Source organism: Pseudomonas sp. NPDC096925, assembly GCF_044762545.1.
Taxonomy (GTDB): domain Bacteria; phylum Pseudomonadota; class Gammaproteobacteria; order Pseudomonadales; family Pseudomonadaceae; genus Aquipseudomonas.
Map to the genome: position 1 here is coordinate 459,977 of NZ_JBIWEM010000002.1, position 12,244 is coordinate 472,220.

At 66.3% G+C, this 12,244-nt stretch carries 9 protein-coding genes; 5 read left to right on the forward strand and 4 right to left on the reverse strand.

Annotation, left to right across the window (positions count from 1 at the left end):
* The first annotated feature begins 68 nt into the window (after window positions 1-68).
* From ACIQYU_RS08085 to ACIQYU_RS08095, 3 genes are all read left to right on the forward strand, one after another.
* Window positions 69-752, forward strand: coding sequence for a response regulator transcription factor (locus ACIQYU_RS08085; RefSeq protein WP_013973469.1), 684 nt, complete (start codon window positions 69-71; stop codon window positions 750-752).
* Window positions 749-2,071, forward strand: coding sequence for an ATP-binding protein (locus ACIQYU_RS08090; protein ID WP_207830055.1), 1,323 nt, complete (start codon window positions 749-751; stop codon window positions 2,069-2,071). Before ACIQYU_RS08085 ends, ACIQYU_RS08090 begins: the two co-directional genes overlap by 4 nt.
* Before the next feature lie 216 nt (window positions 2,072-2,287).
* Window positions 2,288-3,679 carry an aspartate aminotransferase family protein gene (locus ACIQYU_RS08095; RefSeq protein WP_207830058.1) on the forward strand — a complete coding sequence of 464 codons (1,392 nt, stop codon included), beginning with the start codon at window positions 2,288-2,290 and terminating at the stop codon, window positions 3,677-3,679.
* Between the two features lie 255 nt (window positions 3,680-3,934).
* Here the strand turns inward: ACIQYU_RS08095 and ACIQYU_RS08100 are convergent, their stop codons facing one another.
* Window positions 3,935-5,056, reverse strand: a complete 1,122-nt coding sequence (locus ACIQYU_RS08100) for a cupin-like domain-containing protein (protein ID WP_233693695.1) — start codon at window positions 5,054-5,056, stop codon at window positions 3,935-3,937.
* Between the two features lie 142 nt (window positions 5,057-5,198).
* On the opposite strand from ACIQYU_RS08100, the gene ACIQYU_RS08105 reads away from it, so the two are divergent.
* Complete coding sequence (locus ACIQYU_RS08105; RefSeq protein ID WP_233686962.1) at window positions 5,199-6,167, forward strand: alpha/beta hydrolase; 969 nt, start codon at window positions 5,199-5,201, stop codon at window positions 6,165-6,167.
* A 37-nt stretch (window positions 6,168-6,204) separates the two neighbouring features.
* Here ACIQYU_RS08105 and ACIQYU_RS08110 read toward each other — a convergent pair whose 3' ends face one another.
* Both ACIQYU_RS08110 and pvdM read right to left on the reverse strand, forming a co-directional pair.
* Window positions 6,205-7,491 carry an aminotransferase class V-fold PLP-dependent enzyme gene (locus tag ACIQYU_RS08110; RefSeq protein ID WP_402798905.1) on the reverse strand — a complete coding sequence of 429 codons (1,287 nt, stop codon included), beginning with the start codon at window positions 7,489-7,491 and terminating at the stop codon, window positions 6,205-6,207.
* 17 nt (window positions 7,492-7,508) lie between these two features.
* Window positions 7,509-8,855, reverse strand: coding sequence for a pyoverdine-tailoring dipeptidase-like protein PvdM (pvdM, locus tag ACIQYU_RS08115; RefSeq protein WP_402798908.1), 1,347 nt, complete (start codon window positions 8,853-8,855; stop codon window positions 7,509-7,511).
* Between the two features lie 238 nt (window positions 8,856-9,093).
* On the opposite strand from pvdM, the gene ACIQYU_RS08120 reads away from it, so the two are divergent.
* Window positions 9,094-10,713, forward strand: a complete 1,620-nt coding sequence (locus tag ACIQYU_RS08120; RefSeq protein WP_233693693.1) for a PvdJ/PvdD/PvdP-like protein — start codon at window positions 9,094-9,096, stop codon at window positions 10,711-10,713.
* 124 nt (window positions 10,714-10,837) lie between these two features.
* Here ACIQYU_RS08120 and ACIQYU_RS08125 read toward each other — a convergent pair whose 3' ends face one another.
* Window positions 10,838-12,241, reverse strand: coding sequence for an efflux transporter outer membrane subunit (locus ACIQYU_RS08125; RefSeq protein ID WP_402798912.1), 1,404 nt, complete (start codon window positions 12,239-12,241; stop codon window positions 10,838-10,840).
* Window positions 12,242-12,244: the final 3 nt, after the last annotated feature.

Below are 12,244 nucleotides of genomic sequence, written 5' to 3' on the forward strand. Positions count from 1 at the left end.
AAGGTCCATAATCCCCCCTTAATCCGCCCAAGGTGCAATGCCAGCTACACCATTCCGGGAGCCCCACCATGCACGTTCTGCTCTGCGAGGACGACGACCTGATCGCCGCCGGTATCTGCGCCGGCCTTACCGCCCAGGGCCTGACCGTGGACCGTGTGGGCAACGCCGCCGATGCACGGGCGATGCTGCAGGCCGCGCAGTTCGACGTGATGATTCTCGACCTTGGCCTGCCCGACGAAGACGGCCTGAAGCTGTTGCGCCGCCTGCGCGAGAAAGGCGAGACACTGCCAGTGCTGGTGCTCACCGCCCGTGATGCGGTCACCGACCGGGTCGATGGCCTGCAGGCTGGTGCCGACGACTACCTGCTCAAACCCTTCGACCTGCGCGAGCTGGCCGCACGCCTGCACACCCTGCTGCGGCGGGTGGCCGGGCGGGCGGTGAATGTGATCGAACACGGCCCGCTGCGCTACGACCCGAGCAGCTGCGAAGCAACCCTGGCCGGCCAGCCGGTCGACCTGTCCCGGCGTGAACAGGCATTGCTCCAGGCGCTGCTGCAGAACCCCGGGCGGGTGCTGTCCAGCGAGCAGCTCAAAGATTGCGTGTACGGTTTCAGCGACGAAGTCGAGAGCAATGCCCTGAACGTGCATATCCACCATCTGCGGCGCAAGCTGGGCAACGGCATCGTCGAGACCGTGCGCGGCCTGGGCTACCGCCTGGGCCCGGCGCAGGCGCCGGAGGAGGCCGCATCATGAGCCTGCGGGTACGCCTGAGCCTGATCCTGGGCAGTGCCTTCGTGATCATCTGGGTGCTGGCTGCCGCGTGGATGCTGCGCGACCTGCGCCAGCAGATGATGTTCTCCCTCGACCAGCGCCTGGTGGCTTCGGCGCGCATGGTCGCCGGGCTGATCGACCAGCTGCCGCAGCCGTTGACTGCCAAGGGCGGGGAGGCGCACTTTTCCGCCGACCAGTTCAGCGTGCCGGACGGCATGGCCTGCCAGGTCAGCTCGCTGCGGGGTGAAATACTTGCCAGCAACCACAAGCATGATGGCGCCATGGATGATGAGCGCAGCGGTTTCCGTGACCAGACCATCGATGACGCGCTGTGGCGCACCTTCACCTACAACCATGGCGATGTGCGTATCACCACCGCTGACCGGCACATGGAGCGCGAGGCGCTGAACCAGTCGATCCTGCTGGCGGCCTCGGCGCCGGTGCTGATGGCCCTGCTTGGCAGCCTGGGGCTGTTGTGGATTGGCCTGGGCAAGGGCCTGGAGCCGCTCAACCGCATGCGCGATGCCCTGCGTCGCCGGCGCGCGGACAGCGTCGAGCCACTGCAGGTGGCGGGCATGCCCAGCGAACTGCAACCATTGCTGGAAACCCAGAACCAGCTGTTTTTGCGCATTGCCCAGACCATCGAGCGTGAGCGGCGCCTGACCGACGATGCCGCGCATGAACTGCGCAGCCCGCTGACGGCGATCAAGACCCACTTGCAGGTAGCGCGGATGACCGACGGCGCCGTGCGCGAGCAGGCGTTGGAGCATGCCGAGCAGGGCGCCGACCGCATGCACCGCACGCTGGAGCAGTTGTTGATGCTGGCGCGTGTGGAAGGCAGCCTGTCGTTCGAGGATGGCGTGCAGTGCAGCGCCGAGCAGGTGGCCCGGCAGGCGGTGCAGGATGCCGGCGGCGGCGACAACCGGCGCATCGTGCTGCGTTTGCCTGAAGCCGCTACGCAGATTTACCTGGGCATGCCGGGACCGTTGGCGGTGGCAGCGCTGCGCAACCTGCTGGACAACGCCTTGCGCCATGGCGGCGACGAGGCGGTGGAGCTTGAGGTGCAGATGGCTGACGGCCAGGTGGGCTTCATGGTGCGTGACCATGGGCCGGGGATTGCCGAGGCGGACCTGGAGCACCTGACCGAGCGTTTCTGGCGTAACGGGCAGAGTGGTGGCTGCGGGTTGGGGCTGGCGATCGTACAGGCGATCGTGCAGCGTTGTGCCGGTAGCCTGAAGTTCGACAGCCGCAGTGATGGGTTGCGGGTGCTTTTGCAAGTGCCGGCGCGCTCGGGGCATTAATTTTTATTGCCTGTGCCGGCCTCTTCGCGGGTAAACCCGCTCCCACAGGTACAGCATCAACCCTGAGGTCCGTGCAAATCCTGTGGGAGCGGGTTTACCCGCGAAGGGGCCGGGCCTGCTTTCAAAAATCCCGCAGCAACCGCTAAATCCTCCCCGCACTCAAGCGTTTCCCAAGCGACGAACACCCGCACTTTCGCTTGCTTGCGAGGAATCACCATGTCCACTGCTTCCTGCCTTGCCCAGGTCCCGCCGGCCAGCGCGCCGCGTGCCTTGTACGAGTTCACCGATTCACCCTTGCTGCAACGCCAGCAGCAACAGGAGTCCAACGCCCGCAGCTACCCGCGCCGCATCCCGCTGGCGCTCAAGCGCGCCCGTGGCATCCATGTGGAAGATGTCGAAGGTCGCCAGTTCATCGACTGCCTGGCCGGCGCCGGCACCTTGGCGCTGGGCCACAACCACCCGGTGGTGGTCGAGGCGATCCAGCGGGTACTGGCCGATGAGCTGCCCCTGCACACCCTGGACCTGACCACGCCGGTCAAGGACCGCTTCGTCCAGGACCTGTTCGGCGTTCTGCCCGAGGCGTTGCGCCGTGAGGCCAAGGTGCAGTTCTGCGGCCCGACCGGTACCGATGCGGTGGAAGCAGCGCTGAAGCTGGTGCGCAGCGCCACCGGCCGCAGCACCGTGCTGGCCTTCCACGGCGCCTACCATGGCATGAGCCAGGGTGCGCTGAGCCTGATGGGTAGCCATGGGCCGAAGCAGCCGCTGGGGGCCTTGCTCGGCAACGGTGTGCAGTTCATGCCGTACCCCTACGACTACCGTTGCCCGTTCGGCCTGGGCGGCGAAGCCGGGGTCAAGGCCAACCTGCATTATCTGGAAAACCTGTTGCTCGACCCGGAAAGCGGCGTGCCGCTGCCGGCGGCGGTCATTCTGGAAGTGGTGCAGGGTGAGGGCGGGGTGATCCCGGCCGATATCGAGTGGCTCAAGGGTGTACGCCGTATCACCGAGCAAGCCGGCGTGGCGTTGATCGTCGATGAGATCCAGAGTGGATTTGCCCGCACCGGGCGCATGTTCGCCTTCGAGCATGCCGGCATCGTTCCGGACGTGGTCACCCTGTCCAAGGCCATTGGCGGCAGCCTGCCGCTGGCGGTGGTGGTGTACCGCGACTGGCTGGACACCTGGAAACCGGGCGCCCACGCCGGCACTTTCCGTGGTAACCAGATGGCCATGGCGGCGGGCTCGGCGGTGATCGACTACCTGGTCGAGCATCGCCTGGCCGAGCATGCCGAGGCCATGGGGCAGCGCCTGCGCCAGCACCTGCAGCAGCTGCAGCGGGCTTATCCGCAGTTGGGTGATGTTCGCGGGCGTGGGCTGATGCTCGGGGTAGAGCTGGTGGACCCGCAAGGGCAGCGGGATGCACTTGGGCATCCGGCGGCCAACCGCGAGCTGGCGGCGAAGGTACAGCGCGAATGCCTCAAGCGTGGGCTGATCCTGGAGCTGGGTGGGCGGCATGGGGCGGTGGTTCGCTTCTTGCCGCCGTTGATCATCAGTGGCGAGCAGATCGATGAGGTTGCGCAGCGCTTTTCCGAGGCGTTGATCGCGGCGGTCTGATCGATTGCCGGGGCCGCTGCGCGGCCCTGTCGCCGGCAAGCCGGCTCCCACAGAACTGCACATAACTCATTGAATTAGCAGGGACCCTGTGGGAGCGGCTTCAGCCGCGAACACCGGCACAGCCGGTGCCATGCACTGCGTTGGATTCTTCGCGGCTAAAGCCGCTCCCACAGGGTACGAGGATCGCTTGCGAATTCAGTTATCTGTGCGACAGCGCAAGCCTTCCGGTCGGCGCAGTCCCCCTGGCAATCCCGGCTACCAGCCGCGCCCGGAGTTCACCCAGAAGTTCACCGACAGCGAGGTGGTCACAGACTCCACCTGGTGGAACCACCCTTCGGGCAGGAACAGCAGGTCACCAGCCTGCAGCACAACGCGCAGGAAAGGCACTTCGCGTGCCGCCGGGAAACGCTGGTAGTCCGGGGCGTCGGGGTTGAAGTCGCAGCCGTCCAGGCCGCCCTTGGGGCTGGTCGACCAGGTGCCCAGGGCTGGGCGATGGTGCGGTGCGGCAAGGATGAAAGACTTCTGTCCCCATACCTGCGCGAACAGGTTGTCGGTGTCGTCGCGGTGCAGTGGCGTCAGGGTGCCCTTGGGGCCGATCCAGATACGCGGCGCAATGAACTTCTCGCGGGCGAAGTACTGCGGGTAGCGAATCAGCGCCAGCAGCTTTTCCGGCACGATGTTGTTGCCCATGTAGGCCGGGGTTTCGCCGGGTTTGGCCGGGGTGTCCAGCGAGGCGATGAAGTCGGCCATGGAAGTGGAACGGAAGTCGCGGTCGGTGGAGAAGGTCTTCTTCACGTAGTCGCCGTGCCGGGTGATGCCCTGCAGTTCGGCGAAATGCTCCAGCGAAGCTTCGCGGCCCATGCTGAACAGCGGCCAGTCCTGCAGGGCATCACTGATCACCACGGGTGTTCCGTGCTCCAGGTACTCTCCCTGAAAGCGCGCCAGCGGCATGTCGGCGCGGGCAATGCGTGCCACCTCGCGCTGCACCGGTTGCGCGGCCGACACCCGTTCGCTGAGGCGTGCCGGTGTCGGGTAGCGCTGGTTCATCGACACCTTGGTCGCCGGCGCGCCGCGCCGGGCGTTGCTGATGATCTGCGGCAGCAGGGTGGCCAGGCCCATGTTGCCGCTGATCTTCAGGCGGGCGCTGGCGAACAGCTCTTCGACGTTGGCGGTGCCGCCCATGATGCCCATGAAGTCACGCTCGGCCAGCTCGATGGTGACGTCCGGGGCGCTGTGCCGGCCGGCACCGGTGCGGCTGCTGTCGCGCACCTCCGACCAGAAGGCCCGGTCCTGGCTGAAGACGAACTGGAAAACGCCTTCGATGCCCACGGCATGAGCGTTGGCGAACAGTTTGCTGAGAATGCTCTGAAGGTCCACGGTATGCCTCTGGCGGTCTTTCGTTGTGCAGGGATAACGAGTGCCTGCACCAACGATTTAGCTGTGTGGGCGGGTAATTTTTCGGTGTGCTGCTACGTCCCGTAGGGAGGCTTGAGTCACATTGTTCACCCAAGGAACCCACATGGCACTGCACCCTGATCTGGCGGCATTTCTGGAACTGGTCGAATTTGGCCGGCTGACGGGCAGGAGCCTGCCCATGCACGCGATGGACGTGGCCCAGGCCCGTGCCGAGTTCGAAGGCAGCTCGCAGGTGCTCGACCCGAGCCCGCCTGGCAACGTCACGGCCAGCGAGCTGCAGATTACCGCACGCGACGGTGCTCGCCTGGCGGCTCGCTTGTACCGCCAGGGCGATGCCGGCGCTGCCTTGCAGCCGGTGATCCTGTACCTGCACGGCGGCGGCTACGTGGTCGGCAGCCTCGATTCGCACGACTCGGTGTGCCGTCGCCTGGCGGCCCTGGGCGAGTTCGCGGTGCTGGCGGCAGACTACCGGCTGGCACCGGAGCAGCAGTTCCCGGTGGCCCTGCACGATGCGCTGGACGCCGCCAACTGGCTGGCTGAGCAGGCGGCCTCGCTGGGCCTGGACAACCGCCGGGTGGTGCTGGCAGGGGACAGTGTGGGCGCCAGCCTGGCGGCAGTGCTGGCCATTACGGCGGTGGAGCAGCCCGAAGCGCTGGCGTTCAAGCCGCTGGCGCAGTTGCTGTTCTACCCGGTGACCGATATCTCCTGCCAGCGTGAGTCCCATCGCGAGCATGCCGAGGGTTACCTGCTGGAGACACCTACCCTGGCGTGGTTCTACCAGCACTATGCACCGCAGCGCGAACAGCGCCTGGACTGGCGGGTGTCGCCGTTGCTGTCGACGCTGCGCGAGCCATTGGCGCCGGCGTACCTGTTCGTGGCCGAGTATGACCCGTTGCACGATGAGGGCATGGCCTATCGTGACTGGCTGATGGCGGGCGGGACGGCGGTGACCTTTGCCCGGGTGGAGGGGTTGACCCATGACTTCTTGCGCATGTCGGGGATCGTGGGGCAGGTGGAGGGGATTTACCGGGATGTCGGGGAGTGGTTGAAGCGGGTCGGCGGCCAATCCTGACTTGAGCTCGCCGGGGCCGCAAAGCGGCCCCAGGGCTTCACCCGCGAACGTGCTTCTTCAATACATCGACCAATCGCTCGATCTCCGCCTCGGTATTCAACAGCCCAGGCGCTGTCCGCACCACCGGCCCGACATCCCGCGACACCGCATCGACCACAATGCGCTGGCTGTTGAGATACCGGGCAATCTCGTCAGCATCCTGCCCCGTGCCCCGGAAGAAGGTGAACCCCGCCGAATACTGCGCACTGCGCGGTGTCACCAGCTCGATCCCCGGCAGCGCTTCAAGCCGCTGCCTGAGATAGTCATTGAGCCCATGAATCCGCGCCTGGACCGCCGCCTTGCCCAACTGCAGGTGCAACTCGAACGCCTTGCCCAATGCCCAGCGATGCTCGAACGCGTGGTAACCCCCGGGCGTCATCACCGTGGCAAAGTCTTCATTCTCGGAAAACGTGGCAATGGTCGGGTTCAGCTGCTTCAGTTCGGTGGACGCCGCGCAGATGATCCCGGTACCGCGCGGTCCGAACATCCACTTGTGCGTACCGGCGATGAAGTAATCGCAGTTGAGGTCGGCAAAGCGCATGTCTTCGACACCAAAGCCGTGCACGCCGTCGATCACGTAGATGATCCGGTCCTGCTCGTCACGCTGGCGATTGACCTCGCGCACCAGCGCGCCGATCTCGCCCACGGGCAGTTTCACGCCACTGCCCGAATGCACCCAGGTCATGCCCAGCACCCGGGTTTTCGGCCCGATGGCAGCCGCAATGGTGGCCAGTACCTGGTCGCTGTTGACCTTGGCGGGGTCTTCGAACAGGCGCAACCGGTGCACTGGCGTGCCATCGCGCGTGGTGCGAAAGCCCATGGTGTGACGGGCGGCCGAATGCTCGTGCACGGTGGTGAGAATTTCCTGCCCCGGGGCAATCTTCAGCCCGCCATAGATCAGCCCCAGGCCTTCGGTGGTGCTGCCGGTCAGGGCGATTTGCCGGGGCGTCACTTCGAGGTAGCGGGCTGCCCATTCACGCACGGCGGCTTCGTGCTTCCACTCCGACTGGCTGTCCCAGTCGACCATGCGGGCCGGGTGGCGGTCGAAGCGGGCGCGCAGCGCCTCGATGGCTTCGCGCACGGGCCTTGGGTGCGAGGTGATCAGGAAGTTGGCAAAGTGTGCGTAGGCCGGGTCCAGCTCGAACAGGCTGCGAAACGCGGCCCAGCCGTTGGCAGTGGCAGGCTGTGCAGGTGCCGCGTGGGCGGCAGGCAGCAGCGGGCCTGTGAGGGGCAGGGCGGCCGCCAGCAGGCCGGCCTGCTTGAGAAAGGTGCGACGATCGTTCATCAAGTTGCTCGCAAGAGTCAGGGGGATGAGGTGGCGACGGGTTGCGCGGTGCGCTGCACCTGCTCCCACACCCGCAGGAAGTTACCGCCCCAGAGCTTGGCAATATCGGCTTCGGAGTAGCCGCGGCTGATCAGTTCGGCGGTGACGTTGCGTGCTTCACTGGCGTTCTGCCAGCCGTCGATGCCGCCGCCTTCGTTGAAGTCCGAGCTCAGGCCGACATGGTCGATGCCGATCTTGCGCACGGTGTAGTCGATGGCGTCGCCATAGTCCTTGAGCGTGGCCGGCGGTTCTTCCTCGAGAATGCCGTATAGCGCGTTGGCGTACTGGCCGACCTTCTGCTCGGGCCAGCCGGCGATCACCGGGTCGCCGGGCATCAGTGCGTAGTTCAGGTTGGCCAGCGGCGGCAGGTCGTAGCCGGCGCGCAGGGCGTCGAGTTTGTCCCGGGTCTTGCTGCTCAGGGGCTTGAGGTAGGTGGAGAAGGCCACCAGCTGGACCACGCCGCCGCTGTCCTTGATCAGCTGCAGCTCCTTGTCGGAGAGGTTGCGGTCGATGTCGACCATCGCTCGTGGCGCCGAGTGCGAGGCCACCACCGGCGCCCGGCTGAGGGCGACGGCCTGGGCCAGCGCCTTGCTGGACATTTGCGACACATCGATGATCACGCCCAGGTCGTTCAGCCGCTGCACGGCGCGCTTGCCAATCGGCGACAGGCCGTCCAGGGCGTCGGCGGTGTCATTGAAGAACGGCAGCGGGCGCGAGGAGTCGGCCCAGCTGTTGTTGCCCACGTAGCTGAAGCCGAACATGCGCACGCCGCGCGCGGCCCAGCGGTCGAGCTGGTCGATGTCGTCGCCCAGCGCATAGGCGTTGAGCATGCTGAGGAACACCGCGAACTTGCCTTCGCCGTGCAAGCGCCGCATGTCTTGCGGGGTGTAGGCAATACCCACCTGCTGCGGGAAGTCGCGGACCATGGCGGTGATGGCGTTGTAGCGCACTTCCTGGGTGTGGCGGGCGGCTTCGACGAAGCCTGGGGTGGGGCGGTGCGGGCCACCGTCACCAGTCCAGGATTCTGGCCAGGCGAAGATGGTCAGGGCCGCGCCGGACAATCGCCCGCGTGCGGCCTTGGCCAGGTCGAAGCGGCCATTGCCGTCCTTGTCGGCCTCGCTGCCCTCGGTGCCGAAAGTCAGCGGCAGGGTGACGTGGCTGTCAAACGAGATGATGCGTTCCTGCAGGTCGTCGGCCTGGCGGGTCACCTCCCTGGAATAGCCGGCAGGTGTGGCGAAGTAGTGCCAGGCGGCAAGCCCGGCGCCAGCGGCAACCGCCGCGGCCAGGCTGATAAACAGGGCTTTCTTCCAGCGTAGAGTCGTCATCTTGGTCTCAGTAGGTTCACCGTCGAGGGATGGGCACAGAGGCCGCCGCTACCTGCAGTGAACGAGCACGCACCCGGGAAATTTAGCCGCTATCAGGACTCCGGCGCAGGGCCCTGTAGGAGTGGCCGAGTAGCCCTCAAGGTTTGGGGTGGGTAAGCCGCTAAATTTCGCCTGCCGTGCAACGTTCTAGCCTTGGACGGGCCGTGCTCCATGGCCGCAATGAATGCACAGGTATGCAATGACGATTTCCCGACGCGGTTTCATCGCCGGTGTGGCATTGACGGGTGTGGTGGTGCCCGGTGCGCTGGGGGCGCTGTATGTGCAGCGCCAGCGTGCCGACGAGGAATTCCCGGCAACCCCTGGCGAGGCCGTCGTCGAACTGGCCGATACTCGCCTGCAGCAGTTGGGCGATACCCTGCGGGGTATCTGGCGCTGGACCCTGCAGGGCCAGGATGCGGGGCTGGACGGTCTACCCACAGGTGAGCTGGAGCTGTTCCTGGATGTGGCAACCAGCGGGCGAGCCCTGCGCGGCTACCTGGATACCCCCGAGCGCCTGCGTGGGCAGGAAGAGCCGCGCTACCGCGTGGTAGGCGACCTTCTGGCCGACAAACCGGGCACCTTGCGCTGGCGTCTGTGTTCGGCCCATGCCCGCTATGAATGCCATATCGTGCTCGACGAGGTCTGGGGCCGGTTCGGCAACGCCGGGCCGGCGACCCTCAACGGGCGTATTGCGCGCCTGGACCGCGCGCTGACATTGCCCGTGGAGGACAACCACTTCCTGGCCTTGAAGCGCACCTTCCCCGAGGCGCGCGAGCGTACCCCGCTGAACCCGCAACTGCTGGCCTGGCTGATTGCCCCGGAGCATCGCCTGTTCCACCAGTTGTGGCATGCCTCGCGGGACAAATGGCACAAACTGGACAAGGACAAGCAGGGCGCCCTGCGTGGCCTGGGCTGGCAGCCTGGGCCACGTGACCGCGAGCGTGACGCACGGGGCCGGCACAAAGACCGCAACGGCTCGGGCGAGGACTTTTTCTTCATGCACCGGCACATGCTTGGCAATGCCCGTGCCTTGCAGGACTTGCCGTCATGGCCGCGCTTCCCGCTGCCGCAGCCGGAACTGGAGCGCGACCGCGCCGGGTTCGCCCGCTATTTCGACAACCATGACGGCAATGCCCTGCCGCCCACCTGGCTGGCCAGCGGTGATGCGGAATACACCCAGTGGGTGCGCGACATCAAGACGCCGGATACCTTCCATGGCAACTTCCAGGTCTGGGAGTCACGCTATACCGACCCGGAGTACCTGAGCACCTTGACCCTGGGCCAGTTCGGTTCGGAAGTGGAGCTGGGCCTGCACGACTGGCTGCACATGCGCTGGGCATCGGTGCCGCGCGACCCGTCCAACGGTATGCCGGTGCCGACGGCGCGTACGCCGGATGATTTTGCCGAACGCTGGTTCGCCGAGCAGAACGATTTTCTTGGTGACCCGTTTTCATCCCATGTGAACCCGGTGTTCTGGCAATTTCACGGCTGGATCGACGACCGCATCGAGGACTGGTTCCATGCCCATGAGCGGCTGCATCCGGGCGAGGTGCGGCGCCTGGAGGTCAATGGTGTGCCATGGTTTGCGCCAGGGCGCTGGGTGCAAGTGGCGGACCCGTGGCTGGGGCCGGATACCCACGGCTGCTCGACGGTGCCGGGTTTGCGGCCCGGGCGCAGTGTCGAGATGGACCCGGAGACCATGAAGCTGGCGTTGCGCATCATCTACAGCGATGACGACCTGCTCGACAAGCTGCGGCTCAAGGTACCGCAGCGGCCGTGGTATGCGCGCAACCTGAAGGTGGCGCAGCGCTCGCGTTGATTGGGGGCGATCTGCGCCCCTTTCGCGACACAAGGCCGCTCCCACATGACGGTGCATGCTTGAACCTGTGGGAGCGGCCTTGCGTCGCGATGGGCTGCGCAGCAGCCCCGGAAAGCAGCGCGGTTTACTGCCCGACCTGCCACCCACCCCCCAATGCCTTGTACAACGCCACACTGCCCTGCAACCGGGCCAGGCGCAATTGCACCTGCTGGTCCTGCGCCACATACAAGGTGTGCTGGGTCTCAAGCACGCTCAACAGCGTTTCCGCTCCCGCGCCATAACGCTGCTGCGCCAGTTCGAACGCCAGCCGCGCCTGCGCCACCTCTTCATCCTGCCACTGCCGCTGGCGGTCCACACCCTGGATCGCATTGAGCGCTTTCTCGACATCGGCAAAACCGGCCAGGATGCTGCTGCGGTAGGTCTCCAGCAACTCTGCCTGTTCCGCCTCGGCCAGTTCACGCGCGGCGCGCAACCGGCCGTTGTTGAAGATCGGCGCGACCAGGCCGCTGGTGAGGGTGTAGAAGGCGCTGTCGAACAGATGGGCAAAGGTGTTGGCGCCAGCCCCCAGGTTGGCCCCGAGGGTGAGCTTGGGCAGCATGGCGGCGCGGGCGACCTGCAGGTTGGCGCTGGCGGCGGCCAGCCGTGCTTCCGCCGCGGCAATGTCCGGGCGACGGGTGAGCAGCTCGCTGGGTACGCCGCTGCCAATGGCGGGCCATTGCAGGGTGATGATCGCTTCCTGGCTGGCGGGTAGCGACTGCAACGGGTCGCCGAGCAGGGTTGCCAGGGTGACCCGGCTGTCCTGCCACTTCTGCTCCAGTAACGGCAGCTGGCGTTGCTGCGTGGCTACCAGGCTGCGTTGCTGGGCCAGTTCCAGGCGTGTGGCGGAACCGCTGCGCTGGCGTGCCTCGACCAGGCCCAGTACGTCCTGGGCATTGCGCAGGTTGAGGCGGGCAATGCGCAGCTGTTCCTGCAGGGCCAGACCCTGCAGGTAACTGTCGGCCACCGCGCTGACCAGGGTCAGCTCCACGGTCTGGCGGTCGAAGCGGCTGGCATCCAGGTTGCGCAGGGCGCTGTCGCGGGTCGCCCGCAGGCCACTCCAGAAGTCGATTTCGTAGCTGGCGCTGAGCTGCATGTCGAACGAGGTACTGGTGGGTTCGTTGCGGCTGACATCCAGCTGGTCATTGCCGTCACCGTGCAGCAGGCGTTGACGGCTGCCGTCCAGGCCCAGCTTCAGCTCCGGCAGCAGCGGCGCGCCGGCGATGACTGCGCGGGCCCTGGCCTGGCGCACCCGCGCCGTGGCGGCAGCCAGGTCATGGGCATTGTGCAAGGCGTGCTGTACCAGGCGGTCGAGCTCGCGGCTGGCGAAGGCTTGCCACCACTGTGCCGTTGGCAGTTGTGCCGAGGGTGATGCGGCCTCGCCTTGCCAGGCAGGTGGCGTGGCGATACCGCTGGCAGGTGTGGGCGGCGTGCTGCAGGCGGCGAGGCATACGCATAAGGTCAACAGGCTGATGCGGCTAGGCAGAGTCATAGG

Bases quoted from the DNA above. Each gene is read 5' to 3' on its own strand.
- ACIQYU_RS08085 (WP_013973469.1), top strand. From the start codon at position 69: ATGCACGTTCTGCTCTGCGAGGACGACGACCTGATCGCCGCCGGTATC.
- ACIQYU_RS08090 (WP_207830055.1), top strand. From the start codon at position 749: ATGAGCCTGCGGGTACGCCTGAGCCTGATCCTGGGCAGTGCCTTCGTG.
- ACIQYU_RS08095 (WP_207830058.1), top strand. From the start codon at position 2,288: ATGTCCACTGCTTCCTGCCTTGCCCAGGTCCCGCCGGCCAGCGCGCCG.
- ACIQYU_RS08105 (WP_233686962.1), top strand. From the start codon at position 5,199: ATGGCACTGCACCCTGATCTGGCGGCATTTCTGGAACTGGTCGAATTT.
- ACIQYU_RS08110 (WP_402798905.1), bottom strand. From the start codon at position 7,491: ATGAACGATCGTCGCACCTTTCTCAAGCAGGCCGGCCTGCTGGCGGCC.
- pvdM (WP_402798908.1), bottom strand. From the start codon at position 8,855: ATGACGACTCTACGCTGGAAGAAAGCCCTGTTTATCAGCCTGGCCGCG.
- ACIQYU_RS08120 (WP_233693693.1), top strand. From the start codon at position 9,094: ATGACGATTTCCCGACGCGGTTTCATCGCCGGTGTGGCATTGACGGGT.
- ACIQYU_RS08125 (WP_402798912.1), bottom strand. From the start codon at position 12,241: ATGACTCTGCCTAGCCGCATCAGCCTGTTGACCTTATGCGTATGCCTC.